At 69.7% G+C, this 22737-nt stretch carries 26 protein-coding genes and 1 tRNA gene; 10 read left to right on the forward strand and 17 right to left on the reverse strand.

Translation table 11 applies throughout. The features are described 5' to 3' along the window. Window positions 1-7 precede the first annotated feature (7 nt). Window positions 8-631, reverse strand: a complete 624-nt coding sequence (locus ACGFJ7_RS38750) for an HAD family hydrolase (protein WP_392646910.1) — start codon at window positions 629-631, stop codon at window positions 8-10. After that, window positions 628-831: a hypothetical protein gene (locus ACGFJ7_RS38755; RefSeq protein ID WP_360246443.1), complete on the reverse strand. Its 204-nt coding sequence runs from the start codon at window positions 829-831 to the stop codon at window positions 628-630. Before ACGFJ7_RS38755 ends, ACGFJ7_RS38750 begins: the two co-directional genes overlap by 4 nt. 95 nt (window positions 832-926) lie before the next feature. Between ACGFJ7_RS38755 and ACGFJ7_RS38760 the strand changes: the two genes are divergently transcribed. After that, complete coding sequence (locus tag ACGFJ7_RS38760) at window positions 927-3365, forward strand: helicase-associated domain-containing protein (protein WP_392646912.1); 2439 nt, start codon at window positions 927-929, stop codon at window positions 3363-3365. A 124-nt stretch (window positions 3366-3489) separates the two neighbouring features. After that, window positions 3490-5151 carry a DNA repair helicase XPB gene (locus ACGFJ7_RS38765; protein WP_360246447.1) on the forward strand — a complete coding sequence of 554 codons (1662 nt, stop codon included), beginning with the start codon at window positions 3490-3492 and terminating at the stop codon, window positions 5149-5151. A 23-nt stretch (window positions 5152-5174) separates the two neighbouring features. On the opposite strand, the gene ACGFJ7_RS38770 is transcribed toward ACGFJ7_RS38765, so the two are convergent. From ACGFJ7_RS38770 to ligD (ACGFJ7_RS38785), 4 genes are read right to left on the reverse strand one after another with little or no spacing between them, the layout of a single operon-like run. Further along, window positions 5175-5693 (reverse strand): HAAS signaling domain-containing protein, encoded by a 519-nt coding sequence (locus tag ACGFJ7_RS38770; RefSeq protein WP_360246449.1) that lies wholly within the window; start codon window positions 5691-5693, stop codon window positions 5175-5177. Then, window positions 5690-6034, reverse strand: coding sequence for a PadR family transcriptional regulator (locus ACGFJ7_RS38775; protein ID WP_360246451.1), 345 nt, complete (start codon window positions 6032-6034; stop codon window positions 5690-5692). Before ACGFJ7_RS38775 ends, ACGFJ7_RS38770 begins: the two co-directional genes overlap by 4 nt. Window positions 6035-6067: 33 nt before the next feature. Further along, complete coding sequence (gene ligD, locus ACGFJ7_RS38780) at window positions 6068-6976, reverse strand: non-homologous end-joining DNA ligase (RefSeq protein WP_360246453.1); 909 nt, start codon at window positions 6974-6976, stop codon at window positions 6068-6070. Continuing rightward, a complete protein-coding gene (gene ligD / locus ACGFJ7_RS38785) occupies window positions 6966-7916 on the reverse strand; it encodes a non-homologous end-joining DNA ligase (RefSeq protein WP_360246455.1) in 951 nt (316 codons plus the stop codon). Before ligD (ACGFJ7_RS38785) ends, ligD (ACGFJ7_RS38780) begins: the two co-directional genes overlap by 11 nt. A gap of 72 nt (window positions 7917-7988) precedes the next feature. Here ligD (ACGFJ7_RS38785) and ACGFJ7_RS38790 point away from each other — a divergent pair, with 72 nt between their 5' ends. The 3 genes from ACGFJ7_RS38790 to ACGFJ7_RS38800 are packed head-to-tail and all read left to right on the forward strand — an operon-like array spanning window position 7989 to window position 10675. Then, window positions 7989-8864: a Ku protein gene (locus tag ACGFJ7_RS38790; protein WP_360246457.1), complete on the forward strand. Its 876-nt coding sequence runs from the start codon at window positions 7989-7991 to the stop codon at window positions 8862-8864. Window positions 8865-8877: 13 nt separating this feature from the next. Further along, window positions 8878-9366, forward strand: a complete 489-nt coding sequence (locus tag ACGFJ7_RS38795) for an NUDIX domain-containing protein (protein ID WP_360246459.1) — start codon at window positions 8878-8880, stop codon at window positions 9364-9366. Window positions 9367-9403: 37 nt separating this feature from the next. Continuing rightward, complete coding sequence (locus ACGFJ7_RS38800) at window positions 9404-10675, forward strand: MFS transporter (RefSeq protein WP_360246461.1); 1272 nt, start codon at window positions 9404-9406, stop codon at window positions 10673-10675. A gap of 170 nt (window positions 10676-10845) precedes the next feature. Here ACGFJ7_RS38800 and ACGFJ7_RS38805 read toward each other — a convergent pair whose 3' ends face one another. The 4 genes from ACGFJ7_RS38805 to ACGFJ7_RS38820 all read right to left on the reverse strand — a co-directional run bounded on the left by ACGFJ7_RS38805 (window position 10846) and on the right by ACGFJ7_RS38820 (window position 14131). Further along, a complete protein-coding gene (locus ACGFJ7_RS38805) occupies window positions 10846-11082 on the reverse strand; it encodes a hypothetical protein (RefSeq protein WP_392646917.1) in 237 nt (78 codons plus the stop codon). A 669-nt stretch (window positions 11083-11751) separates the two neighbouring features. Next, window positions 11752-13008: an MFS transporter gene (locus ACGFJ7_RS38810; protein ID WP_392646919.1), complete on the reverse strand. Its 1257-nt coding sequence runs from the start codon at window positions 13006-13008 to the stop codon at window positions 11752-11754. Continuing rightward, window positions 13005-13574, reverse strand: coding sequence for a TetR/AcrR family transcriptional regulator (locus tag ACGFJ7_RS38815; RefSeq protein WP_392646921.1), 570 nt, complete (start codon window positions 13572-13574; stop codon window positions 13005-13007). The genes ACGFJ7_RS38810 and ACGFJ7_RS38815 overlap by 4 nt, the downstream gene beginning before the upstream one ends. Next, window positions 13571-14131, reverse strand: coding sequence for a sugar O-acetyltransferase (locus ACGFJ7_RS38820; protein WP_360246467.1), 561 nt, complete (start codon window positions 14129-14131; stop codon window positions 13571-13573). The genes ACGFJ7_RS38815 and ACGFJ7_RS38820 overlap by 4 nt, the downstream gene beginning before the upstream one ends. Window positions 14132-14170: 39 nt before the next feature. Between ACGFJ7_RS38820 and ACGFJ7_RS38825 the strand changes: the two genes are divergently transcribed. Next, entirely contained in the window at window positions 14171-15298 is a 1128-nt protein-coding gene (locus tag ACGFJ7_RS38825) for a geranylgeranyl reductase family protein (protein ID WP_360246469.1), read from the forward strand. 65 nt (window positions 15299-15363) lie between these two features. Here ACGFJ7_RS38825 and ACGFJ7_RS38830 read toward each other — a convergent pair whose 3' ends face one another. The 5 genes from ACGFJ7_RS38830 to ACGFJ7_RS38850 form a co-directional block, all read right to left on the reverse strand. Further along, a complete protein-coding gene (locus ACGFJ7_RS38830) occupies window positions 15364-15894 on the reverse strand; it encodes a DUF6226 family protein (protein WP_392646923.1) in 531 nt (176 codons plus the stop codon). Between the two features lie 57 nt (window positions 15895-15951). After that, window positions 15952-16152 carry a DUF397 domain-containing protein gene (locus ACGFJ7_RS38835; RefSeq protein ID WP_360246473.1) on the reverse strand — a complete coding sequence of 67 codons (201 nt, stop codon included), beginning with the start codon at window positions 16150-16152 and terminating at the stop codon, window positions 15952-15954. Between the two features lie 202 nt (window positions 16153-16354). Beyond that, the gene (locus tag ACGFJ7_RS38840) at window positions 16355-16540 is read right to left on the reverse strand and encodes a DUF397 domain-containing protein (RefSeq protein WP_360246475.1); all 186 of its coding nucleotides are present in this window, start codon (window positions 16538-16540) and stop codon (window positions 16355-16357) included. A 39-nt stretch (window positions 16541-16579) separates the two neighbouring features. Further along, window positions 16580-17497 carry a helix-turn-helix transcriptional regulator gene (locus ACGFJ7_RS38845; RefSeq protein ID WP_360246477.1) on the reverse strand — a complete coding sequence of 306 codons (918 nt, stop codon included), beginning with the start codon at window positions 17495-17497 and terminating at the stop codon, window positions 16580-16582. Between the two features lie 164 nt (window positions 17498-17661). Further along, window positions 17662-18114, reverse strand: coding sequence for a DUF6232 family protein (locus ACGFJ7_RS38850; RefSeq protein ID WP_360246479.1), 453 nt, complete (start codon window positions 18112-18114; stop codon window positions 17662-17664). Window positions 18115-18531: 417 nt separating this feature from the next. Here ACGFJ7_RS38850 and ACGFJ7_RS38855 point away from each other — a divergent pair, with 417 nt between their 5' ends. The 3 genes from ACGFJ7_RS38855 to ACGFJ7_RS38865 all read left to right on the forward strand — a co-directional run bounded on the left by ACGFJ7_RS38855 (window position 18532) and on the right by ACGFJ7_RS38865 (window position 19827). After that, window positions 18532-18990 (forward strand): DUF2231 domain-containing protein, encoded by a 459-nt coding sequence (locus ACGFJ7_RS38855; protein ID WP_360246481.1) that lies wholly within the window; start codon window positions 18532-18534, stop codon window positions 18988-18990. 22 nt (window positions 18991-19012) lie between these two features. Beyond that, complete coding sequence (locus ACGFJ7_RS38860; RefSeq protein ID WP_392646926.1) at window positions 19013-19558, forward strand: type 1 glutamine amidotransferase domain-containing protein; 546 nt, start codon at window positions 19013-19015, stop codon at window positions 19556-19558. 113 nt (window positions 19559-19671) lie between these two features. Further along, a complete protein-coding gene (locus tag ACGFJ7_RS38865; RefSeq protein WP_392646928.1) occupies window positions 19672-19827 on the forward strand; it encodes a LysR family transcriptional regulator in 156 nt (51 codons plus the stop codon). A 148-nt stretch (window positions 19828-19975) separates the two neighbouring features. On the opposite strand, the gene ACGFJ7_RS38870 is transcribed toward ACGFJ7_RS38865, so the two are convergent. After that, window positions 19976-20049, reverse strand: a tRNA-Thr gene (locus ACGFJ7_RS38870). Window positions 20050-20053: 4 nt separating this feature from the next. Here ACGFJ7_RS38870 and ACGFJ7_RS38875 point away from each other — a divergent pair. Continuing rightward, window positions 20054-21871, forward strand: coding sequence for a metallophosphoesterase (locus ACGFJ7_RS38875; RefSeq protein ID WP_392646930.1), 1818 nt, complete (start codon window positions 20054-20056; stop codon window positions 21869-21871). 1 nt (window position 21872) lies between these two features. Here ACGFJ7_RS38875 and ACGFJ7_RS38880 read toward each other — a convergent pair whose 3' ends face one another. Further along, entirely contained in the window at window positions 21873-22709 is an 837-nt protein-coding gene (locus tag ACGFJ7_RS38880; RefSeq protein ID WP_360261772.1) for a regulatory iron-sulfur-containing complex subunit RicT, read from the reverse strand. Window positions 22710-22737: the final 28 nt, after the last annotated feature.

Below are 22737 nucleotides of genomic sequence, written 5' to 3' on the forward strand. Positions count from 1 at the left end.
AGGCTACTTAAGCGGTGGGCCCGGACCCAACTGCAATCTCACGCAGGAGGGCCGGAAAGCCATTGAGGTCCGGCAGAACGTACGCGGCGCCGGCCGCGGTCAACTCGCCGGGTGAGCACGGACCGGTGGCCACGCCGATGCCGGGCACGCCGGCCGTCCGCGCCGCGACCATGTCACCGATGTGGTCGCCGGCGTACCAGCGCACGCCGTGCTCGGTCAGCGCGGCCGCCTTGCCCTCGGCGAACAGGTCACCGGCGAGCTCGTCGGCCACCAGGCCGAGGTGGTCGAGGTGCAGTTGGGCCAGCCGGCCCAGCTTCGAGGTCACCACGACGACCCGCAACCCCATGTCCCGTACAGCGACCAGCGTCTCGACGGCGCCCGGCATGGGCACAGTCGGCGTGATCGCGTACTGGGCGTAGAGCTCGCGGTAGGTGGTGACCGTCTCCTCGATCCGGTCCTCCGGGAACCAGTGACGCAGCTCGGTCCGCAACGGCGGGCCGAGCCGGGTGACCACCAGATCGGCGTCGACGAACACACCGGTGCGCTCGGTCAGCGCCCGGTAGGCGGCCCGGATGCCCGGCCGGGAGTCGATCAGGGTCATGTCCAGATCGAAACCGACCGCCGGCCTCACGCGGGGGTCGACGGGATGTACTTGAGGCGGTTCACCGGCAGCGGGAAGGTCTGGTCGTCACCGAACGGCGAGGGCGCGGCGGCCCGGTCGGACAGGATCTCGGAGACGTCCATGTGGCCCTGGGGGGCGGCCGACTTGGTCTGGCGCGGTCCGGCGCCACCCTCGACGGCGGTACCCGGCAACTTGTTCTGAGCGGCCACTGGTCTTCCCCTTACACGTAACAACGAGAGGTAGTGAGCCAGCCCGCCGGGCTGGTCCCTTCAATATCGTCCCACGACGGCTAGCGTTGAACACGATGGCCACCACATTCGCCGATCAACTCCGGTCGCTCACCGACGAGGCGCTGAGCGCGCTGATTCAGCTGCGCCCCGACCTCGTCGTGCCCGTTCCCGCCGACGTCTCCGCCCTGGCCGTCCGCGCGCAGTCCCGCGGCTCGGTCGCCCGCTGCCTGGACGGCCTGGACGAGTTCACCCTCCAGATCCTCGACGCCGCCCGGCTGACCCGTTCGCCCGAGACGGCCCTCACCTCGGCCGGCGCCATCGTCGAGCTGGCCGCCGGGGTGGCCGCCGACGACGTCCACGTCGCCATCGACCGTCTCCGGGTCCGGTTCCTGCTGCACGGCCCCGAGGACGCTCTCGAGGTCACCGGCGCCGTGGACGAGGTCACCTCGCCCTACCCGGCCGGTCTGGGCCGCCCAGCCGACTTCCTCGACCCGAGGACCGCCGCGCTCTGCGCGGACAAGGCCAAATTGCGGCGTACGGTCCTCGCGGCCCCGCCCGCGGCGCGGGCCGTGCTCGACCGGCTGGCCGAGGGCCCCCCGATCGGCGCGCTGGGCCGCAACTCGGTCGCCGACGTCGCCGAGCCGGTCCGCTGGCTGGTCGAGCAGCACATTCTGGTGCCGATCAGCGAGGCCGGCCGGTCCCCGCGCCCCGACGGCGAGCTGGTGGAGCTGCCCCGCGAGGTCGGCATGCTGCTGCGCCGCGACACCGGGCCGCTCGGGCCGATGCGGCCGTTCCCGCCGCTGCCCGAGGGCACGGCCCGCGATCCGAAGTCGGTCGACTCGGCCGGCGCGGGCCAGGCGATGGAGGCCGTCCGCAGCACCGAGGCGCTGCTGGAGGCGCTCGCGGCCGAGCCCGCTCCGGTGCTGCGGGCCGGCGGTCTCGGCGTACGGGATCTCAAGCGCCTGGCCCGCGGGGCCGGCCTGGACGAGCCGGGTGCGGCGCTGCTGCTCGAGATCGCGTACGCGGCGGGGCTGCTCGGCGAGAGCGACGTGGCCGGTTCGGGCCGCTCGGTGACGGTGAGCCGCGCCAGCGGCCCGGTCGACGAGATCTTCCTGCCGACCGGGGCCTACGACCTGTGGCGGGCGCTCAGCATCGCCCAGCGCTGGACGGCGCTGGCCCGCGCCTGGCTGATGATGACCCGGCAGCCGGGCCTGGTCGGGCAGCGCGACGAGCGGGACCGGCCGATCAACGCGCTGGCCCCGGACGCCGAGCGGGCGGGCGCCCCGCAGGCCCGGCGGGAGGCCCTGCTGGTGCTGACCGACCTCAAACCGGGCACGGTGCCGGCCGTCGACGAGGTGCTCGGCCTGCTCGCCTGGCAGAGCCCGCGCCGCGCCCGCGGCCGCGAGGCGACCCACCGCGACGCCCTGACCGGCGCCGCCCTGCTGGGGGTGACCGCGCTCGGGGCCATCACGTCGTACGGCCGCCTGTTGCTCGAGGATCCGGACATCGACGACAGCGATCCGCTGGGCGTGCGGCCGGCCAGCGCGGCCGAGGCGCCGGGTGACGGGGTCCGCGTGCTGGACAAGCTGCTTCCGGCCCCGGTCGACCACGTGCTGGTGCAGGCCGACCTGTCGGTGGTCGTGCCGGGCCCGCCCGAGCCCGAGCTCGCCGCCGAGCTGGACGTCGTGGCCGAGCCGGAATCGGCCGGTGGCGCGAGCGTGTTCCGGGTGACCACGGCCAGCGTGCGCCGGGCCCTCGACGTCGGCTACACCGCCGCAGACCTGCACACCCTGTTCCGGCGGCGGTCGCGGACGCCGGTGCCGCAGACGCTGACGTACATGATCGACGACGCCGCCCGTAAGCACGGCGGTCTGCGGGCCGGGTCGGCCGGCTCCTACCTGCGCAGCGACGACGAGGCGCTGATCGCCGAGGTGCTGGCCGACAAGCGCCTGGTGTCGCTGGGCCTGCGTCAGATCGCGCCGACCGTGCTGGTCAGCCCGTTGCAGGTGGCGCGGCTGCTGGGCGGGCTGCGCGACGCCGGGTTCGCCCCGGTGGCCGAGGACGCGGGCGGGTCGGCCGTGCTCACCCGGCCGAAGGTCCGGCGCGCTCCGACCCGTACGTCGGTGGCGGCGCGGGCGGCCGACCACGCCGGGCCGCCCATTCTGGGCGGGCCGCGGCTGGCCGGGGTGGTGGAGCAGATCCGCCGGGGCGACATCGCGACCCGGGCCGCGCGGCGGGCGCCGGTCGGCGTGCGCGCGGCGAACGGCCAGGGCACGCCGGGACTGACTCCCGTGCAGCAGCACGGGCAGGCCATGGCGGTGCTGCAACAGGCCGTACGGGAAAAAGCCCGGGTCTGGGTCGGTTATGTCGACTCGCACGGGGCGACGCTGTCGCGCCTGGTCAAGCCCGTGTCGCTGAGTGCCGGATATCTGCGGGCCGAGGACGAGCGGACCGAGACGCTGCACACGTTCGCGCTGCACCGGATCACGGCGGCGGTGCCCGAGCAGGAGTAGTAACGCGGGCCGCAGTCCCCCGATGCTGTTGCGGCCCGCGTGTATCCCAAACGCGCTCCCCGCCGAAAAGGTTGCACGCGTGTCAGACTGGAGGGTCGTTGTTTGCTCTTCGGAGGGTGTGCACGTGAGCGGCGGACCGCTGATCGTTCAATCCGACAAGACACTTCTCCTCGAGGTCGACCACCCGGACGCGCAGGCCTGCCGGATGGCTATCGCCCCGTTCGCCGAGCTGGAACGCTCGCCCGAGCACGTACACACGTACCGCCTGACGCCCCTGGGTCTGTGGAACGCCCGCGCCGCCGGGCACGACGCCGAGAGCGTGGTCGACTCGCTGATCAAGTTCTCGCGCTACCCGGTGCCGAACGCGCTGCTGGTCGACGTGGCCGAGACGATGGACCGCTACGGGCGCCTCCAGCTGGTGAACGATCCCAACAACGGGCTCGTCCTGCGCGGCCTCGACAAGATCGTGCTGATCGAGGTGGCCAAGTCGAAGAAGCTGGCCGGCATGCTCGGCGCGAAGATCGACGACGAGACCATCGTGGTCCACCCGTCCGAGCGCGGCCGCCTCAAGCAGGCGCTGCTCAAGCTCGGCTGGCCGGCGGAAGACCTGGCCGGCTACGTCGACGGTGAGGCCCACGAGATCAGCCTGGCCGAGGACGGCTGGACGCTGCGGTCGTACCAGCAGGAGGCGGTCGACGGCTTCTGGGCCGGCGGCTCCGGCGTCGTGGTGCTGCCCTGCGGCGCCGGCAAGACGCTGGTCGGCGCGGCCGCGATGGCCACGGCCAAGGCGACCACGCTCATCCTGGTCACCAACACGGTGGCCGGCCGGCAATGGAAACGGGAGCTGATCGCCCGGACGTCGCTGACCGAGGAGGAGATCGGCGAGTACAGCGGCGAGCGCAAGGAGATCCGCCCGGTCACCATCGCCACGTACCAGGTGCTGACCTCGCGCCGCGGCGGCGCCTTCACCCACCTCGACCTGTTCGGCGCCCGCGACTGGGGCCTGGTCGTCTACGACGAGGTCCACCTGCTCCCGGCGCCGATCTTCCGGTTCACCGCCGACCTCCAGGCTCGCCGCCGGCTCGGCCTCACGGCCACTCTGGTCCGCGAGGACGGGCGCGAGGGCGACGTGTTCTCGCTGATCGGCCCGAAGCGGTACGACGCGCCCTGGAAGGACATCGAGGCGCAGGGCTGGATCGCCCCCGCCGAGTGTGTGGAGGTCCGGGTCACCCTGACCGAGGCCGAGCGGATGTCGTACGCCGTCACGGAGGCCGAGGAGCGCTACCGCGTGGCCGCCACGGCGCGTACCAAACTGCCGGTCGTGCGCGCCCTGGTCGACAAGCATCCGGGCGAGCAGGTGCTGGTCATCGGCGGGTACATCGACCAGCTGCACGAGCTGGGCGAGTACCTCGACGCCCCGATCGTGCAGGGGTCGACCACGAACAAGGAGCGCGAGCGCCTGTTCGACGCGTTCCGCTCGGGCGAGCTGCGCACCCTGGTCATCTCCAAGGTGGGCAACTTCTCGATCGACCTGCCCGAGGCGGCGGTGGCCATCCAGGTCTCCGGCACGTTCGGCTCCCGCCAGGAGGAGGCCCAGCGCCTGGGCCGGGTGCTGCGCCCCAAGGCCGACGGCCGCCAGGCCCACTTCTACACGGTCGTCTCCCGCGACACGATCGACACCGAGTACGCGGCCCACCGGCAGCGCTTCCTGGCCGAACAGGGCTACGCCTACACGATCGTCGACGCCGACGACGTCCTCGGCCCGCCGCTGCCCCAGATCGACTGACGGTGTTCCTCCGGGCGTGCGGCTCAGCCGGTGACGGTGGGCGCCGGCACGTCCCTCGACTCGGCGGTGGCCGACGGCGTCGGCGGTGGCGGGGCGTTCATCTCGGCCGGCTCGGGCGCACTGTCGCGGCCACCGGCGAGTGCGAGGAAGCCGCACAGCACGAACAGCACGACGATCGCGCCGCCGGCCAGCAGCGCGATCAGCGTCCAGTTGGCCGACCGGGCCCGGGCCGGCGGCACCGGCGGCGCCGACGGCGGATAGAAGCCGGCCGGCTGCTGCGGCGGGTAGAAGGTCTCGGGCCGGCGCGGGCGGGTGCCGGCCTCCTCGTGCGCGGCCGCGGCGATCGCCTCCGGGGTGCCGAGCCGTTCGAGCACCTCGATGACCTCGCCCTCCGACGCCAGGTTGCGCTCGTCGCGCTCGGTGGCGATGTGCGCGGCCAGGTCGGCCAGCAGTTCGCGGCGCTGGAGCACGGGCAGCCCGGCCAGTCGCTGGTCGACCTCGCGCAGATATTCGGCGACGACGTCGGTGTTGTTGGTCTTCATGCGGCCTCACCGGTTCCCACGAGTCGGTCCACGGTCTGTCGGAAGGAAACCCATTCCGTGCGGAAGTGTTCGAGCGCGGACCGGCCGGCCATGGTCAGCCCGTAGTAGCGCCGGGGCGGCCCGGACGGCGACTCGACCCACTTGCTCTCCAGCCAACCCGATCGGCGCAAGCGCGAGAGCAGCGGATAGATCGTCCCCTCGCCGGCGGCCAGGTTGGGCTCGTCACCGAGACGGCGAACGATCTCGTTGCCGTACCGGTCCTCATACTCGACCATCGCCAGGACGCAGAACTCGAGCGTCCCCCGCCGCAGTCCGGTCGCCAACTGCGAGACATCTCCCATGCGCCACACGGTACCTTGCGACACCAAGTAGGTCTATGCCGGCAGGACAGGCCCCTTATTCAGAAGGCCTTCGAGCAGGTCGCCGTGCTGTTCGACGCGGGCCAGCACCTCGTCCGAGCGGAACTGCCGGGGCTCCTCGTCGCCGGTGGCGATGGCCTCGACCTCCTCCCACAGCAGCGGGGTGGAGGCGGTCGGCTGCTCCTGGGCGCGCAGCGAATAGGGGGTCACCGTCGTCTTCGCGGCCGCGTTCTGACTCCAGTCGATGAAGATCTTGCCGGGACGGATGGCTTTCGCCATCTTGGCGGTGATCGAGCCGGGGACCATCGCCGCCAGCTCTTCCGCGACCTTCTTGGCGTACGCCGACACGACCTCCGAACTCTGTGTCCCGGAGATGGGGCAGCAGAGCTGCATCCCCTTCTTGCCGGACGTCTTGGGCCACGCCTGGACGCCGTCCTCGGCCAGCCGGTCGCGCATCAGCACCGCGACCGCGCAGCACTCGCGCAGCCCGGCCGGCGCACCCGGATCGAGGTCGACCACGAGCAGGTCGGGATCTTCGCCGACCCGCCACTGCGGGGTGTGCATCTCCAGCGCGGCCAGGTTGGCCAGCCAGACCAGGGTGGCCAGCTCGTCCACCACGACGAAGTCGATGGTCTCGCGGCTCTTCGTCGACCCGGGAACGGGCAGCCTTTCCAGGCGCACCCAATCGGGCGTACCGCCGGGCTTGTTCTTCTCGAAGAAGTGGACGCCGTCGACGCCGTTCGGGAAGCGGATGCGGGTGACCGCGCGCCCGGCCAGGTGCGGCAGCATCACCGGCGCGATCCGCGAGTAGTAGTCGATGACCTCGCCCTTGGTGAACCCGGCGGCCGGGTACATCACCTTGTCGAGGTTGGAGAGCTCCAGGTCACGGCCGTCGATCGAGACCGGGAGCCGGTCACCGGCCATCCTCGTCCTCCTCCGCGCACTCCGGCGGCGTCTTGTCGTCCCGCAACCGCAGGAACCGGGGGAAGCGCAAGCGCCCGTCCGGCGTCCGGTTGCCGTAGCGGATCTCGACCACCAGCTCCGGTCGTACCCAGTGCGCCCCGCGCGAATCCTCACGCGGCACCGCGCCCGCCACGAACGGTGAGCTCTTGGCGGCGCGTGGTTCCAACCGCGACAGCAGCTCCTTCTCGGCCGCGGCGCCGATGCCACCGCCGACCCGCCCCCGGAAGACCAGCCCATCCGGCGTGGGTACGCCCACCAGCAGCCCGCCCAGCCTCCGGGCGCCGGCCCGCCACCCACCGATCACGTAGTCGCCCGTACGGTCAAATTTGACCTTGACCCAGTCTCCAGAGCGGGTTCCGGGCAGATAAACCGAGTCGGTGCGCTTGGCGACCACGCCCTCCAGGCTGTTCTCCCGCGCCGCGGCCTCGGTCGCCGGGCCGTCGCCGAACGACGGCGGCACCATCCAGCGTGGCCCGGCCAGGCCCAGCTCCTCCAGCTTCTCCCGGCGGGCCAGATAGGGCAGGCCGGTGTAGTCCAGCCCGTCGTGGTAAAGCAGATCGAAGATCATGTACGTGACGGGGGCCGTCACCGCCAGCCGGGCCGCCTTGGAGCTGTCGCGGACGTGCATGCGCTCGGCCAGCGCGGTGAACGACGGCCGGCCCTTCGCGTCGAGCACCACCATCTCGCCGTCGAGCAGCGTGCCCTCCGGCAGGCGCAGGTCGGCGATCTCCGGGTACGCGGCGGTGACCACGGCGCCGGAGCGCGCGAACAGGTCGGGTGCACCACCGGCGAAGAGCGCGAGAACGCGGACACCGTCCCACTTGAACTCGTAGCTCCACTCCGGCCCGGCCGGCAGCGCGCCGGCGGTGGCGAGCATGGGAGACAGCGGCGCACCGGGCACCCGATCACCTTAGGCAGGGCCGAACACCTTACGCAGGCGTCTCACTAATGCCATTCTGATCAGGGGGTTCTCATGAGAGCGATCTGGAAGGGCGCCGTCTCCTTCGGCCTGGTGTCCATCGCCGTGAAGCTGTACTCGGCGACCGAGGAGAAGGACATCCGGTTCCACCAGGTGCATCGCACCGACGGCGGCCGGATCAAATACCAGCGCACCTGCTCGATCGACGGCGAGGTGGTCAGCTACGACGACATCGCCAAGGGATACGACATCGGTGGCGGCGAGATGGTCATCCTGACCGACGAGGACTTCGCCGACCTGCCGCTGACCACGTCCCGGGCGATCGACGTGCTGGAGTTCGTGCCGGCCGAGCAGATCGACCCGATCCTGTTCGCCAAGACCTACTACCTCGAGCCCGAGGGGCAGGCGGCCAAGCCGTACGTGCTGCTGCGGGACGCCCTGCAGGACGCCGACCGGGTCGCGGTCGTCAAGATCGCGCTGCGCCAGCGCGAGCAGCTGGCCACGCTGCGGGTGCACGAGGACGTGCTGGTGCTGAACACCATGCTCTGGCCGGACGAGGTACGCACCCCCGACTTCGGCTTCCTCGACGAGGACATCGAGACCCGCCCGGCCGAGCTGGCCATGGCGTCGTCGCTGATCGACTCGATGGCCGGCAGCTTCAAGGCCGAGGAGTTCACCGACAACTACCGGGCCGCCCTCCAGGAGGTCATCGACGCCAAGGTCGAGGGCCGCGAGGTGGTGCAGCCCGAGGAGGCCGAGGAGGCGCCGGCCGCCGCCGTCGACCTGATGGCCGCGCTGAAGGCCTCGGTCGAGCGGGCCAAGGCGGCTCGCGGGGAGAAAGCCGCGCCGGCGCCGGCTAAGAAGGCCACCCCCGCCAAGAAGAAGACAACTGCCACACCCGCGAAGAAGGCTGCTCGTAAGTCCGCATGATTAAAGTTGCCCCGTGGCACTGACGTGGGACGAGTCTTATCTGGGCAAGGTACGCGCGAGCGTCGGGGACACCGACACGATCCTGTTCGTGGGCGCGCGCGGCGTGATCATCGACGATCAGAACAGGCTGCTGCTCATCCAGCGGTCCGACAACCACCGCTGGGCGATCCCGGCCGGCGCGATGGAACTCGGCGAGAGCATGGAGGAGTGCGCCATCCGCGAGGTGTGGGAGGAGACCGGCCTGCGGGCGACCTCCCTGACGCCGTTCGCCTTCTACACGGCGTACACGTACACGAACGACTACGGGCACACCTACCAGCAGATCCTCATGTCGTTCAAGATCGACACCTGGGAGGGTGAGCTGCTGCGCGAGACCGAGGAATCGGTCGACGCCGGCTTCTTCCCGCTCGACGCGCTGCCCGGCCCGAAATCCTTCGTGATCGACGAGACCCTGGCCGACCTCGCGTCGTTCCAGGCCACCGGCCGCCTCGTCCTGAAATGAGTCGCGCCTAGCCGGTGTGTTCGGGCACGATCCGCGAGTGCTCGACCTCACCCCGCTGCGCACCTCCCGCGACTACCGCCTGGTCTTCGCGGGAGGCTCGGTCTCCGGTTTCGGCTCCTTCATCACGTACGTCACCATCCCGTTCCAGGTCGCCCACCTCACGAACGACCCCTTGATGGTGGGCCTCCTCGGCGTCTGCGAACTGGTCCCGCTGCTGGTGATGGCGTTCGTGGGCGGCGCCCTGGCCGACTACCTGGACCGCCGGCTGCTGGTCCGGGGCGGCGAATTCGCGCTGGCCGCGCTCACGGGCGTACTGCTGATAAACGCTCTTTCCTCGGCACCGCACCTGTGGCTCCTGTACGTGGTGGCCGCGCTGACCGCCACCGTCGACGGCCTGCAACGCCCGGCCCTGGAGGCGATGGTCCCCCGCCTGGTGCGCCCCGAGGAACTGCCCGCCACCATGGCCCTGCAATCGCTCGGCATGCAGATCGCCCAGCTCGGCGGCCCGGCGCTGGCCGGCCTCCTGATCGCCTCGGTCGATCTCGCTTGGGTGTACGCCTTCGACCTGCTCACCTTCACCGTCTCGCTCACCTGCCTGACGCTGGTCCGGGCGGTACCGCCACCACCCGACGCCGACCGCCCGTCCCTGCGAGCCGTGGTGACCGGCCTGCGCTACGCCAAGTCCCGCCCCGAACTGATGGGCACGTACCTGGTCGACATCAACGCCATGTTCTTCGGCATGCCCCAGGCCCTCTACCCGTTCCTGGCCACCCAGCTGGGCGGCCCCCGCATCCTCGGCCTGCTCTACGCGGCCCCCGCCGTAGGCTCCCTGCTGGCCACGTTGACCAGCCGCTGGACGGCCAAGGTCCACCGCCACGGCCTGATGGTGGTGATCGCCGCCGCCTTCTGGGGCATAGGAATCATCGGCGTAGGCCTCTCCACCACCCTCTGGCTGACCCTGTTCTGCCTGGCCTTCGCCGGCGCCGCCGACATGATCTCCGGAATCTTCCGAGCCATCATCTGGAGCCAAACCATCCCCGACCACCTGAGAGGCCGCCTGGCCGGCATAGAAATGCTGAGCTACACCACAGGCCCTCTACTGGGCCAGCTCCGCTCCGGCGCCATGGCCCGAACCCGCCTGGGCGTAACCGGCTCCATCTGGCTCGGCGGCCTCCTCTGCGTAGCGGGCACGGCCGCTTTGGCGCTGGCCCTCCCCCGCTTCCTCCGCTACAACGGCAAAGACGGCATGGCCCTGAAGAAAGCCGCCGACGAGGCATGGGCCGCCGCAGCCACCGCCCGAACGACCTGAAGCCGAGGACTACGCCGATCGCCGATGCGATCCCGGCCCATGGCGGCTGTCACCCTCGGGTCGCCGGCGCTATCCGAGGGGATCCGCTCCTCATGTCCGCCGAGTGCGTTAGCTCGCCTTCCCGCCTCTGAAGCGTGGGGTAACGCGGCGGTCGGCTTCTCCGCGCCGCATCATCCCCCGGCGCCGTAGATACCGGAGATGATCAAAGGAACCAGCATGATCACTCCGAACACCACGAGCGCCACAATGGCGACAGCTGTGGGGGCGGCCCCATAGGAAGAAGCAACGAGGATGCCACAGATGCCGGCGGCGCTTCCGCCGGCAGTTGCGAGCGCCCTCATGATCACGCTGGGACGAGGACCGCCACTCCCCTGGTCCTGCCGCGGCAGGATGGTTACCGTAGCCATATTGCTCCCCCTTGAGACGTGCCCTACCGAGGCGGATTCATAGGCGAGTAATGCGACGGCCCGGCTGCAACCGGGCCGTCGCCGTCGCCTCCGAGGGTCTCACGCCGAGCGACATACTTCTACCTGTCGCCTAGCTTTGCTCCCATTACCTCGCGCCGGGACGCCGGGGCTATACCGAATACATCGCGCTAAGTCGATCCTCTACAGGTCGAGCGCTCCCTGGGACCCATTCGCGCGCCAAGGGTGGGGCCGGCGGGCCGCCAGAGTTGGGGCGTCAAAGGAGCGGGCGGTGAAGCTTGATTGCGAATCAGTCCTGAATGGATGGACGCACGAAGTTGAGCATCGTTCGAGATTCGCTCCTCGCCGAAGTTCATCGAGGACGGCAGCCCGCACCATGGCGGAAAGATCGAGGACCGCGGCCAGGCCCAGCATCACTATCCGTCAATACGTCCTAGGCCGGGCAGTACGGACCCGGCGGCGCGAGCCCGGCGACGTCGGCCGGGCAACGGGCCGGGCGAGGCGGGCGGGCGCCGAGTGGCGCGCCGGAGCGCGAGGCGGGCGGAGCCCGCGAGCTCGGGACGCCATGCAGGACAGCCCGGCAGCCGGGTGAGGAGGGCGAGCCCGCACGGGCCCGCCCTAGCTCCTCGGCCGCCCTTCGAGGATTCGTACTTAATGGCGGGTTTTGTCGTCAGCCGAACCCGGCAGTGGCTTGACCGCGCCGGCCAGGGTGATCGACACGATGAGTAGGACGGCTACCGCTACCAGAGCGTTCTTGACCGTGACGTGGTCGCCGAGGAAGCCGATCAGTGGTGGGCCGCCGAGGAACGCGCAGTAACCGATCGAGGCGACCACGCTGACGCGGGCGGCCGCCTGGGACGGGTCGTCGGCGGCGGCGCTCATGCCGACCGGGAAGCCCAGGGAGGCGCCCAGGCCCCAGAAGAGGGCGCCCACGAAGGCGACCGGCGTGTTCGGGCCCAGAATGTAGAGGGCCAGCCCGGCCAGGGAAATCACGGCCAGGACCCGTACCACCGGCACGCGGCCGTAGCGGTCGAGCAGCGGTGGGCCGAACCAGCGGCCGGCGGTCATCGCGGCCAGGAAGACCGCGAAGGCGAGGGTGCCGACGGCCGCTGAGGCGCCGTGACTGTCGATCATCGAGACGCTGATCCAGTCGATGCCGGCACCCTCGGTGAAGGCGAAGGCCAGGACGAAGACGCCTACCAGAATCGTGCGAGGCTCACGCCACGTCGCCAGGGCGCGGGACAGGCGACTCTCCGTGGTGGTCACCGGGGCCGTGGAACCCACCATTGTCGGGTCGGAGGGGGTGACGGCCGGCGCGGGTCCGTCGTCGTCCGGGCCGAAAGCTCGTACGGACAGGACGACGACCACCGCGATGACGACTGCGGTGACCGCCAGATGCAGGGTGACCGAAATGTCCAAAGCGACAGCGGCCGCACCGACCAGCGCGCCGGCGACCGTGCCGACGCTGAAGCCGGCGTGGAAGCGCGGCATGATCGCCTTGCCGAGGCGGCGTTCGATGATGGCGCCCTGCACGTTCATGCCGACGTCCCAGGCGCCGTTCGCGAAGCCGAAGACGAACAGGGACGCCACCACGGCCCACACGCCGTGGAGGTAGCCGAACGAGACGCCGAGCATGGCCACGCCCAGCACGGCGCCCATCGCGCCGACCGTGCGCCGCGAGCCGAAGTGGGACACGATCTGGCCGGCGAGCAGCAGCGACACGATCGAGCCGGCGGCCAGCGAGAGCAGCACCAGGCCGAGACGGGACGGGCTCAGGCCGAGCTCGTCGCGCACCTGGGGGATGCGGGACGCCCAGCTCGCGGCCGCGACGCCGGCGAAGATGAAGGCCAGGTAGACGGCGCGGGCCGCCGCCCGCACCTCCGGCGTGGCGGGAGCGGTGGTGGTCATTCGGCGACTCCGAGCAGGCGGCGCACGATCGTCCGGGTCTCGGTGGGGTCGAAGGATGCCGTGGAAAGCGTGCGATGCATGACCAGGCCCTCGATCAGCGCGTCGACGCCGCGGGCCGTCACCGGATCGATGAAGCGTTCGAGTACGCTACGTGACCGGCGCATCCACGACTCGGTGACGCTGCGCAGCGCCGGGTCCCGCAGCGCGGCCAGGTAAAGCTCGTACGAGACCACCCAGTCCCGCGCCGTGCCGCCGGCGTCGCCGTTGATCAGGTCGGCCACCGCGTCGGCGAAGCCCTCGAGGTCGCGCACCTGCGCGAAGTGCGCCTCGTAGCGCGGCGACATCTGGTCGGACAGGCGCCGGAAGGCCTGCGCGAGCAGGTCGTCGATGCTGTCGAAGTGGTAGGTGATCGAGCCGAGCGGCACGTCGGCCGCGGCCGCGATGCGCCGGCTGGTAGTGCCGGCGACGCCGTGGTCGGCCACCACGTCGATCGTCGCGTCGATGATGCGGCTCTTGCGCTCAGGGTCGTAGCGCCGCGGCGAGCGCGCCGCCGGCACGGTCGTCACGGCTCCACCTCGCGGATGACGCGAGCCGGGTTGCCCACGGCGACCACGTTCGGTGGCAGGTCTTTGGTGACGATCGCGCCGGAGCCGACCACAGTGTTCTCACCGATGGTGACGCCGGGGAGGACGATCACGCCGCCGCCGAGCCAGACGTTGTCGCCGATCACGATGGGCGTGGCCGCCTCCCACTTGTCCCGCCGGGTACCGGCCGCAACCGGATGCCAGGCGGTCAGGAGCTGCACGTTCGGCCCCATCTGCACGTCGTCGCCGATGGTGATCGGGGCGACGTCGAGGCAGATCAGACCGAAGTTCGCGAACGTACGGGCGCCCACGAAGGTCTGATAGCCGTAGTCGCAGCGGAACGGCGGGCGGATCTCGCTGTCCTCGCCGAACGATCCGAGCAGCTCGGTGAGCAGCTCACGGCGCAGCTTGCCGTCGGCCGGGTCGGCCTGGTTGAGGCGGTGGGTCAGGGAGGCCGCGCGCAGCATCTCGCGGGCCAGGTCGGGATCGTCGGCCTGGTACAGCTCGCCGGCGAGCATCCGATCGCGCATGGAAGCCATGCGTACGATCGTACATAGAACCCTGGATAGAATGCGGCCGTGATCGCGAAGCCGGCTTGGGATGTCGTGGTGGTCGGCGGCGGGCCGGCCGGTTTGTCGGCGGCGCACGCGGCCGCGACCGCCGGCGCGCGCACCATCGTTCTGGAGCGGTCCGAGCACCCCCGGTACAAGACGTGCGGCGGCGGCCTCCTCGGCAGCTCGCTGGCCCTCGCGGCCCCGCTCATCGACGTGCCCGGCCGGGACACCATCGGGTCGATCACGTTCACCCGCGACGGCCGGCGTTCCTTCACCCGGCACGCGAGCGGCCGCCCGCTGCTCACCATGGTCCGCCGCGACGACTTCGACCTGGCCTGGTCCAAGGCGGCCGCCGCGGCCGGCGCGACCGTCCGGCAGAACAGCCAGGTCCGCTCGATCGACCAGGACGACGACGCGGCCACCGTCACGCTGGCCGACGGCGAGCAGGTCACCGGCAAGGTGGTGATCGGGGCCGACGGCTCGGCCGGCATCACCTCGCGCTACGTCGGAATCACCCTCGACCAGCAGGATCTCGGTCTCGAGGTGGAGTTGGCCGCCACCGAGGCCGACCGGGCTCGGTGGCGCGGCCGGGTGCTGCTCGACTGGGGGCCGTTCCCCGGCTCGTACGGCTGGGTCTTCCCCAAGGACGACGAACTGACCGTCGGCGTGATCATGGCGAAGGGCAACGGCGCCGAGACCAAGCGCTATCTGGGCGCCTTCGTCGACCGGCTCGGCCTCGGCGATCGCGAGGTCGTCCGCGACTCCGGCCACCTGACCCGGTGCCGCAAGCCGGATTCACCGCTGCGGCGCGGCCGGGTCATGGTCGCCGGCGACGCGGCGGGCCTGCTCGAGCCGTGGACCCGCGAGGGCATCAGCTACGCGCTGCGCTCCGGCGCGTGGGCGGGCGAGGCCGCGGCCGCCGGAGATCTCGGCGCCTACGAGCGGCGGGTCGCGGGCGAACTCGCCCCGGAGATGGCCGCGGGCCGGCGACTGCTCGGCGCCTTCTCCCGCCATCCCGCTGTGGCTCACCTCGCGATGGGTACGCCGCTGGGCTGGCGGGCGTTCGAGACGTTCTGCCGCGGTGACCTTTCGATGGCGCGCGTGCTCGAGCGCCGAGGCGTCCGGGCAGTGCTCGCGCTCTTCCGTTCCTAGTCAGCGAGGCCGAGCCCCCTTAGCCAGCGAGACCGCGCGCCCTTAGTCAGCGAGACCGCGCGCCTTTAGTCAGCGAGACCGCGCGTCGGCCACGGCGCCCACAACACCGGCGCCGCGAAGCCGCCGCGACGCGCGTCGCGGGCGTCCCGGCGGGCCAGTGGTCCCTCGCGCCGGCCGTTGACGCCGACCCCGATCAACCTGGTCTCGAACCACGAGCCGTCCACACCGCGGCGCACCCGTTCCCACAGACCGCCCTCGACCAGGGCGAACGCCTGTTTGCGGAGCATGTCGACGAGCTGGGCCGGATCTTCCTCGCAGACCTCGCACCCGCAGGCGGGCAGCGCCTCGACCCACCACCGTCCCAGGCGCACGACAAGGCCCGGAAAATCGGTGAAGGCGACGGCGAGGGGCGCGGCGGCGGGCGTACGCGGCATGAGCCGCTCCATCCGTACCAGGCCTTCGGCCGGCCCCAGCTGTTCTTTGGTCTCCCTGCGGTCGACCATGTAGCGCTGGTCCAGCTCGTCGAGCAGCGCCTCAGCCGCGTCGTGCAGGACAGCGAAGCGGTTGGCGCCGGATACGTGCGGGTCGGCCCTCACTCGCGCAGTATGCCGCTCTCGGCCAGCGGCAAACCAGGGGATCGGCCGGATCCCGCCTCATTCGAAGGAGAGCTCGCCCCGCTTGACACCCTCCACGAACGCCCTCCACTCCGAGGGGGTGAAGGACAGGACAGCTCCACCGGGATTCTTGGAATCGCGGACCAGGATGGTCTCGCCCGCCCGTGCCACTTCGACACAGGTGCTCTGCGAACAGGATCTCGAGCGTTGCCATCGGGGTTCGTCGGTCCAGTAGCTCATCTGCACACCTCCGTGCCGGTTCCCGAACTCCACGGTAAGGGACCGTTTCGAGGCTTGGCAGGAGTGAATGCCGAGGGCGAGGAAATTTATCCGCTTATATGCGGCTCAGGCCGTTTTACGGCCGAGGCTAGTCGGCTAGCCGACAGTTCTATGAACCGCCCTGCGTAGGAGCCCACGCAGGGCGGCGGGCACTGCGGTCCAATCAGAACGTGAAGTCGCCGGCCTTCACGCCCGCCGCGAACGCGAGCCACTCGTCCTCGGTGAACGAGTGCGGGGGCAGCTGCGGGTTCTTGCTGTCCCGGATCAGGTACTGCCCGTCAACCCTGGCAACTTCGACGCAGTTGCTCGCAGTGCACCGGCTGCTCCGGCGCCACTCCAACTCGCGCATGTCTCTACTCCTGTGATTTTCAAGAAACAAAAGGAAAATTCAACTTTTTACGTCATGAGGGTTGGCCTCAAGCTCGTCTATACGCTTCTGCACGTAGGCGATCGTGTCGCCTTCGTTGTCTGCGGCTTTCCAAAGTTGATCAAAACGTCTGCGGTGCCGCGCGGTCTCGACACGAGTCTCGATGATCTCGTCGTTCAAGCCGGTCTCGCGGTACATGATCTCATTGTTCGCGCGACCGACGCCCACCGTGGCCAGTTCGAAACTACCGTTGTTGGCAATCGCGATCTCCAGGCTGAACGGCAGCATCCGCAGCCTGTAGAGCCCGCTCTTGGACAGGTCGATGAGCAGGCGGAGTTGCCTCACGAAGGCCGTTGGGCCGCCGAACGATCTCATCAGTACCGACTGGTCGAGCAGGACCATGTAGTCGAGCGCGTCGCCCCGGCGGGCCAGTGCCTCCCGGCGGTGGGCCCGAGCCTCGACCATGGTGTCGACCTTCTCCTGGGAGAAGTCGGCCTCTTCCATCCACGTGCCGGTCAACGCCGTCCCGTACTCGGCGGTCTGCAGCGGACCGGGGATGTAGAAGATGTTGAACGAGCGCAACTGCGAGGCCTCCGCCTCGTACTCCACCAACTTGCGGAAGCTCTCCGACATCTGGTCGCGGAAGCGCGCCTCCTGCCACCACACCGACTCGGGCTTCTGCCTCGTCCGGGCGATCCGCGCGTCGGCCAGCAGGGAGTTGATCTTTGTTTTGTCGCGCACGCCGAGCAGCGTGAGCAGGCCGCGCAGGTCATTTATCGAGACGGTGACATCGCCCTTCTCGATCCGAATGACCTTGCTGTTCGACCACTCCATCTCCTCGGCCACCTGCAACTGGGTCAGACCGGCGGCCTCGCGAGCCTCACGCAACGCAACGCGTACGCGCAGGCGTGCAATCGTCGGCGAATCGCCCTCGGCCATGAGTCCTTCAACGTTGAAGCGGCGGCGTGGATGGGTCGGTGCAGGATGCTACCTCGCTGATTGCCTACTGGCCATCAGCGAGGCGGCTCATCTTCCGTGATACCAGAACGACGGGAACCGCGTGCGGTTTTGATCCAAACGTTCCCGTCACTCCGCCGGGGACTTCATGCAGTGGCGAACGTGAGATCTCCGGCCGGTGGTCGCGCGTCCTCCATGGCTCTGCGCAGAGCTCGTTTGACCTGGTTGAACTGCCTTTCCTCCCCGCAGGAGTAGAGGACCACCTCCACGCCGCGGTAGTTGGCGTGCAACTCCCACGCGCGGCCACCCCGGCGGAACATCGACGGCAGAGCACAAGCCACGGGAATCGTCACGGCAACCAGGCCGATGGCATACGCGTGCGGTGGCTCGAGCAAAGTCCAGCCGGCTCCGATCACCCCGACGGTGGCGGCGGCGGCCATCGAGACCCGTACCGGTGACCCCGGCTCGGAGACCGCTCGAACCTGGCCGACATTACGGAGATCACGAACTACGTAACTGCGCACCGGAGTGGTCCGCCAAACGAAGTAATCGTCGGTTACCACGGCGTCCGGCCCACGGTAGTAGGTACGTTTGCTCATGGCGCACTCCTCTCGACTGAGGCTTGCGAGGAGAGGGAATTGGGGCCACGATGGCTGCAGAGACTGATAGATCCTCGCCCCAACTGATCCGTCCCGGGCAGATCCTTTCCACGCAGATGATGGGACGCAGCAAGGAGCAGAGGCAGGAACGGCACCCGGTTGCCGCCGGGTGCCGTTTGTTTGTCTCCCCTTCTAATCTCTCCGCCCTTGTTGCTCTACTAGCAGTAGAGCACGCCACACGGCTGTCCGCCATACATCAATCTGCCATGTTGCAGATTGCGTACAAGCCGACTGCCATCGAGAGGCCCGTCACTCGGCCCCACCGAAGGCGTTTCATCGACGAACGGGCCGGGTAGGCCACCGAGGGATGTCACTGTCAATCCTGCAAAAGCGCAGGTGGAAGGGCGATGAACCCGCATGGAGAGCCGACTCAAGATCGCGGGCCAGGCAGTACAGCCCATCCTGGTGATGTTCCCTCTGGGCCTGTTCGCCATGGCCTTCATCTTCGACACCGCGAATCAACTGGGCGGCCCTAGCATTCTGGGAACGCTGGCCTACTGGAACATCGTGGCCGGCCTGCTCGCCGGTGTTCTCGCCGCCACCGCGGGCGCTATTGATCTCGCTTTCGTCCGCCGCGCCGACACGAAACGCCTCGGCGTACTGCGGGCCCTGATGAACATGGGCGTACTGATCCTGTTCGCCGTCATTCTCATGGTCCGCATCGGCACTCCCGACCGCGCCGCCGGGACCGGCCTTTATCTCCTCGAGATCATCGCCCTCGCCATCTGCGGATTCGGTGCCTGGTTCACCGGCCAGGTGGCCAACGGACACACCCCGGCGTTTGCCCGGGCCGCTCTGGGGAACCGCGGATACTGATCTCTTTGAAAGGGGCAACCGGATGACCACCTCGATTCAGGGCAAGCGCGTTGCCTTCCTGGCGACCGACGGCGTGGAGGAGGTCGAATACACCGAGCCGCGCAAGGCGGTGGAATCGGCCGGCGGCACGGCCGAACTCGTCTCCATCAAGGACGGCGAAATCCAGGCCGTCAACCACATGGACAAGGCCGGCACGTACCGGGTGGAGAAGTCGGTGAAGGAGGCCGACGTCTCCGACTACGACGCCCTGGTCCTCCCCGGCGGCGTGGCCAACCCGGATTTCCTGCGCGTCGACAATGGCGCCATTCGATTCGTCCGCGACTTCATGGCCACCGGAAAGCCGGTCGCCGCCATCTGCCACGGCCCGTGGACCCTGGTCGAGGCGGGCGCGGTCAGCGGCCGCACCATGACAAGCTGGCCCAGCCTGCGCACCGACCTGGCCAACGCCGGCGCCACCTGGGTCGACGAGGAGGTCTTCGTCGACGACCACCTCATCACAAGCCGCAAGCCCGACGATCTGCCGGCTTTCTGCGGCGAGTTGCTGTCGGCGATCGCCAAGAACGCCTAGATACGGAATTACACGGCAGGTTCCGCCGAGGCGGGCCGCTGAGTGCAACACCGGCTCGGCGCCCGCCCGCCGGGCTGTCCCGGCCGGTCACCCTCAGGGCCATCGTGGACGTCATGGAGCTGGACCGGCACAAGTGCGCCTTCGTGGCCACCGCCGAGCGGTCCAGCATGAGTCAGGCTGCGGTTGCTTCGCACCTGTCGCAACCGGTGCTGTCGAAACGCGTCCGGCGCCTGGAGGACGCGGTCGGCCCGAACCTGTCGCGCACCTGACCGCCTTCGACGTGGAAGCGTTCGGAGGCCCCGACACGTTCTCCCGGACGGGCGAGGTACCCCGATGCAACCGGCCGGCGGACAAACGACAGTCGTGTAACGAAATACGGCCCTGACCAGCTTTAACCCTGGTCAGGGCCGTTCTCTGAGCCGCCTGTCGGAATCGAACCGACGACCTACGCATTACGAGTGCGTCGCTCTAGCCGACTGAGCTAAGGCGGCAACGATGACCAATCGTACGCCATCGGTCGGGGGGTGGTCCGGCGGGTCCGGTGTAAACGAGGGAGGGAATCTGTCGTACGACGGGACTAATGTGCCTGGCGTGACCGACGACCACCCGCAGCCGGCCCCGCAGGGGCAGGTCGTGCCGCGCCGGCCGACCAGCATGGATCCTCGTGAGCTGGGCTTCGAGCCTAAGCGGCCGGTTGGCTGGCTGGCGCCGTTGCTGCTGCTCAGCACGGGTTTGCGGGCTCTGCTGGCGACCCTGTTCGGTGCCTATCTGGACAAGCGTGAGCTGCAGAACTCGCTCGACGGGGGCTGGTTCGACCATTCGAAGACGGCTGACGGCGAGCTCTGGTTCGACTATGTGGCCGACCTCGGTGACGGCTTCCACGCCACGTACTCAATCGCCTGGCTTTTGGCCCAACCCGCCCTCCAGGTCGGCGACGCCACCCTGCCGCGTGGACGGCTGCTGCTCATGGGCGGTGACCAGGTCTATCCGCTGGCCAGCGGAGACGGCTACGAGAGCCGGATGAAGGGTCCTTACCGGGCGGCGCTGCCCGAACCGCCGTCCGAGGGGCACCGGCCGACGCTGTTCGCGTTGCCCGGCAACCATGACTGGTACGACGGTCTGACGGCGTTCCTGCGGTTGTTCGCGCGGCGCAAGGACGGGCACATCGGCGGGTGGCGCACCGAGCAGCGACGGTCGTACTTCGCGGTCAAGTTGCCGTCGGACTGGTGGCTGTTCGCGATCGACGAGCAATTCGGGGCGTACATCGACGATCCGCAGCTTCTGTACTTCGAGAAGGCCGCGCGCGACCTCGGACCGGAGGACCGGGTCATCCTCATGACGCCGTCACCGAAATGGGTCAAGGCGGCCGACGATCCGAAGGACTACGACGCGATCGACTACTTCGTCCGTACGATCATCGCGCCCCGCAAGGCCACGGTCCGGGTGATGGTCTCCGGCGACCTGCATCATTACGCGCGCTACGGCGACGACGACCGTCAGCTGATCACGTGCGGCGGCGGTGGCGCCTACCTGCTCGGCACGGCCCAGCTGCCCGACGAGATCGTGGTGCCGCCCGAGGGCACGCTGACCCGCAACCGGAGCGTCAGTCACACGTACCCGTTCCGGAAAGCGTTCCCCGACGCGGCGGCGTCGCGGCGGATGGGCTGGGGCGTGTTCCACCGGGTGCCGACCCGCAATCCCGGGTTCGCGACCATGCTCGGCATCATCACCACGCTGACCATGCTGGCGATGGCCGGCGCGGCGGCGGAGGACGACATCTTCCGGCGGCTGTTCAGCATCCCGCTGGTCATCATGCTCGGGGTGATCCTGGCCGGCACGGTGCTCTTCGCCCAGCCGCCCGGCGCCGACAAGCCGAAACACTCACGGCACTGGATCCTCGGACTGCTGCACGGCTTCGCCCAGATAGCGCTGGCCGCCGGCGGCGCCTGGCTGTGGCTGCGGCTGCCGTTCCACGAGTGGTCGTGGCCCGGCCCGCTGGTGGTCGCGGCGGTCCTCTACCTGCCGGTCGGCGGGTTCCTGGCCACCCAGGTGTGCGCGCTCTACCTGCTGATCGCCAGCCGCTTCGACGTGAACGTCAACGAGCTCTTCGCCGGCCAGGGCATCGAGGACGCGAAAAGCTTCCTCCGCCTGCACATCGACCGCGACGGCACCCTCACCATCCACCCGCTCGGCGTCACCACGATCGGCCGCAAGTGGGAGGCCGACCCCGAGGCCGCCCCGGACGCCTCGTGGCTGCGCCCCACCGAGCCCCTCGTCGTCCACCCCATCGAGGAACCGATCCGGGTGCGCTGAGTCAGCCGTACTGCTCGTCGTGGGCCTGGCGGGGCCCGCAGACCGAGGCGCGGCTGCACGAGCAGCGGGAGCCGTCGGCGTCGAGGCGGACGACGACGGAGTCCTTGGGCACGCTGTGCGCGACGACGCGGCCGTCCCCCTCGGGCGTGGTGACGCGGCTGCCGACCGTGGGGGCCGAGGCCTGAAACTTCTGGTACAGGGGATGTTCGTACTTGAGGCAGCACATGAGGCGGCCGCAGGCGCCGGAGATGCGCAGGGGGTTGAGGGGTAGGTCCTGGTCTTTCGCCATGCGGATGGTGACCGGCTCGAAGTCGGTCAGGAAGGTGGCGCAGCACAGGTCGCGGCCGCAGGAGCCGATGCCGCCCTGGACGCGGGCCGAGTCGCGGGCGGAGAGCTGGCGCAGCTCGACGCGGCAGTGCAGGGTGGCGCCGAGGTCGCGTACCAAAGAGCGGAAATCGACCCGGTGGGGTGCGGTGAAGTAGATCGTCGTGCGGGCGCTGTTGCCGCCGGTCTGGTCGAGCACGTGGTCGACGGCGACGACCTTCATCGGCAGCTCGTGTGCCTTGATCAGTTTTTTCGCGGCGACCTTGGCCTCGGCTTTGCGCTTGCGCAGCAACTCGTCGCGCCGCAGATCGTTCTCGTCGGCGATGCCGGCGACCTTCGGGAAGCCCGAGGTCTCCTCGCTCACCCACTGCGCCGCCCAGACGCACTCCGCCACCTCGGGGCCGTCGTCCGTGGGCACCAGCACACGGTCGCCGACCTGGGGCGAGAACTCGCCCGGGTCGAGGTAGTAGAGACGGCCGTACCGGTTGAAGCTGACCGCGCACAGCATGCCCATGGTCACCACCCTACGACTTCCCCTAGCG

The sequence above is a fragment of the Actinoplanes sp. NPDC048988 genome (genome assembly GCF_043197815.1).
In the GTDB taxonomy this organism is placed as follows: domain Bacteria; phylum Actinomycetota; class Actinomycetes; order Mycobacteriales; family Micromonosporaceae; genus Actinoplanes.

What these genes read in the sequence shown, in the direction of transcription:
- ACGFJ7_RS38810 (WP_392646919.1), bottom strand. Translation starts at nt 13,008, where the DNA reads ATGACCACCACCGCTCCCGCCACGCCGGAGGTGCGGGCGGCGGCCCGC.
- ACGFJ7_RS38845 (WP_360246477.1), bottom strand. Translation starts at nt 17,497, where the DNA reads ATGGCCGAGGGCGATTCGCCGACGATTGCACGCCTGCGCGTACGCGTT.
- ACGFJ7_RS38805 (WP_392646917.1), bottom strand. Translation starts at nt 11,082, where the DNA reads ATGGCTACGGTAACCATCCTGCCGCGGCAGGACCAGGGGAGTGGCGGT.
- ACGFJ7_RS38775 (WP_360246451.1), bottom strand. Translation starts at nt 6,034, where the DNA reads ATGGGAGATGTCTCGCAGTTGGCGACCGGACTGCGGCGGGGGACGCTC.
- ACGFJ7_RS38850 (WP_360246479.1), bottom strand. Translation starts at nt 18,114, where the DNA reads ATGAGCAAACGTACCTACTACCGTGGGCCGGACGCCGTGGTAACCGAC.
- ACGFJ7_RS38865 (WP_392646928.1), top strand. Translation starts at nt 19,672, where the DNA reads ATGGAGCTGGACCGGCACAAGTGCGCCTTCGTGGCCACCGCCGAGCGG.
- ACGFJ7_RS38820 (WP_360246467.1), bottom strand. Translation starts at nt 14,131, where the DNA reads ATGGCTTCCATGCGCGATCGGATGCTCGCCGGCGAGCTGTACCAGGCC.
- ACGFJ7_RS38840 (WP_360246475.1), bottom strand. Translation starts at nt 16,540, where the DNA reads ATGCGCGAGTTGGAGTGGCGCCGGAGCAGCCGGTGCACTGCGAGCAAC.
- ACGFJ7_RS38770 (WP_360246449.1), bottom strand. Translation starts at nt 5,693, where the DNA reads ATGAAGACCAACAACACCGACGTCGTCGCCGAATATCTGCGCGAGGTC.
- ligD (WP_360246453.1), bottom strand. Translation starts at nt 6,976, where the DNA reads ATGGCCGGTGACCGGCTCCCGGTCTCGATCGACGGCCGTGACCTGGAG.
- ACGFJ7_RS38875 (WP_392646930.1), top strand. Translation starts at nt 20,054, where the DNA reads ATGACCAATCGTACGCCATCGGTCGGGGGGTGGTCCGGCGGGTCCGGT.
- ACGFJ7_RS38860 (WP_392646926.1), top strand. Translation starts at nt 19,013, where the DNA reads ATGACCACCTCGATTCAGGGCAAGCGCGTTGCCTTCCTGGCGACCGAC.
- ACGFJ7_RS38760 (WP_392646912.1), top strand. Translation starts at nt 927, where the DNA reads ATGGCCACCACATTCGCCGATCAACTCCGGTCGCTCACCGACGAGGCG.
- ACGFJ7_RS38880 (WP_360261772.1), bottom strand. Translation starts at nt 22,709, where the DNA reads ATGGGCATGCTGTGCGCGGTCAGCTTCAACCGGTACGGCCGTCTCTAC.
- ACGFJ7_RS38790 (WP_360246457.1), top strand. Translation starts at nt 7,989, where the DNA reads ATGAGAGCGATCTGGAAGGGCGCCGTCTCCTTCGGCCTGGTGTCCATC.
- ACGFJ7_RS38855 (WP_360246481.1), top strand. Translation starts at nt 18,532, where the DNA reads ATGGAGAGCCGACTCAAGATCGCGGGCCAGGCAGTACAGCCCATCCTG.
- ACGFJ7_RS38835 (WP_360246473.1), bottom strand. Translation starts at nt 16,152, where the DNA reads ATGAGCTACTGGACCGACGAACCCCGATGGCAACGCTCGAGATCCTGT.